Origin of the sequence: Haemophilus haemolyticus, assembly GCF_003490595.1 — a bacterium.
In the GTDB taxonomy this organism is placed as follows: Bacteria; Pseudomonadota; Gammaproteobacteria; order Enterobacterales; family Pasteurellaceae; genus Haemophilus; species Haemophilus haemolyticus_L.
In genome coordinates, this window is sequence record NZ_QQGY01000025.1 from 1 (window position 1) to 1063 (window position 1063).

The 1063-nt window shown below is 42.1% G+C and carries 2 protein-coding genes; both read right to left on the minus strand.

Features of this window, described 5'->3' with window-relative positions:
* The coding region (locus tag DV415_RS10030; RefSeq protein ID WP_192879134.1) for an IS3 family transposase at positions 1-665 on the minus strand (665 nt) is incomplete at its 3' end.
* Entirely contained in the window at positions 650-1003 is a 354-nt protein-coding gene (locus DV415_RS10035; protein ID WP_118791722.1) for a helix-turn-helix domain-containing protein, read from the minus strand. The genes DV415_RS10035 and DV415_RS10030, both read right to left, overlap by 16 nt.
* Positions 1004-1063 lie beyond the last annotated feature (60 nt).

Consider the following 1063-nt stretch of genomic DNA (forward strand, 5'->3'; position numbering starts at 1 on the left):
CGCCCAAAGAAACTTTCCATCGCGGCATTGTCCAAGCAATTCCCTTTTCTCGACATACTTTGAATGATGCCATGTTCAGCTAAAATTCGACGATAAGCCACCATTTGATATTGCCATCCCTGGTCTGAATGTAAAATGACACCACAAGCTTTATTTAATCCTTTGACGGCTTGCATTAACATGTCCTCTACTTGCGCCCAGTTTGGGGAATAGCTGAGGTTATAGGAGACTATCTCATTGTTAAATAAGTCTAAAATTGGGGATAAATAGACTTTACTTCCATCTTTCGCCTTAAACTCGGTGATATCAGTTACCCATTTTTGTTTCGGGGCCGTTGCACTAAAATCGCGTTCAAGATGATTTGGGGCTATCACCCCTATCGTGCCTCGATAGGTCGTAAATTTCTTGCTTTTTCTTGACCGCACTTGAAGCCCAAGTGTCTGCATTAAACGTTGGACTTTTTTATGATTTACGCCTGGCAAGCAGGCATGAACGCGTCGGTAGCCATAATCAGGATGATTGGCTTTGATGCGTTGAATGGCCTTTTTCAGCGGCTCATCCTTATCCGGTTTAATCTGAAGTTTAGCAAAAAATGTACTACGCGCTAACTGTGCAAAGCCTAAAAGCCATTTTAACGGATAGCGTGTTCTTAACCTTTGGATAATTTCCGTTGCTCGGCTTCGTCCTGAAGTCTGAGCCTTCTCAACTCCTTTAGGTAGGCTATCTCCGCTTCAAGCTGTAAAATTCTCAAACGTAAACGGTCTTCTTCAGTTTTGGGTGGCGGTGGCATTTTTGCATATTTGGGTTTCATCGGCGGTTGTCCTGATGGTTTACGGGGAATAAGTCCTTTTATGCCACTTTTTTCAAACCGTTTCAACCATGTCCCGACTAAGGCGTTTGAAGGAATATTGTAAAAACGAGCAGCTTCTCTAATACTCATTTTCCGATTCAGAATAGGTTGGAGAACCTGTAATTTAAATTCGATTGTGTAGTGTTTACCCATAAAAAAATCTGCACCTCAATTGTTGGTTTGTTGAGTCCAACTTTTGGGGTGCAGATCAAT

Bases quoted from the DNA above. Each gene is read 5' to 3' on its own strand.
- DV415_RS10035 (WP_118791722.1), bottom strand. From the start codon at position 1,003: ATGGGTAAACACTACACAATCGAATTTAAATTACAGGTTCTCCAACCT.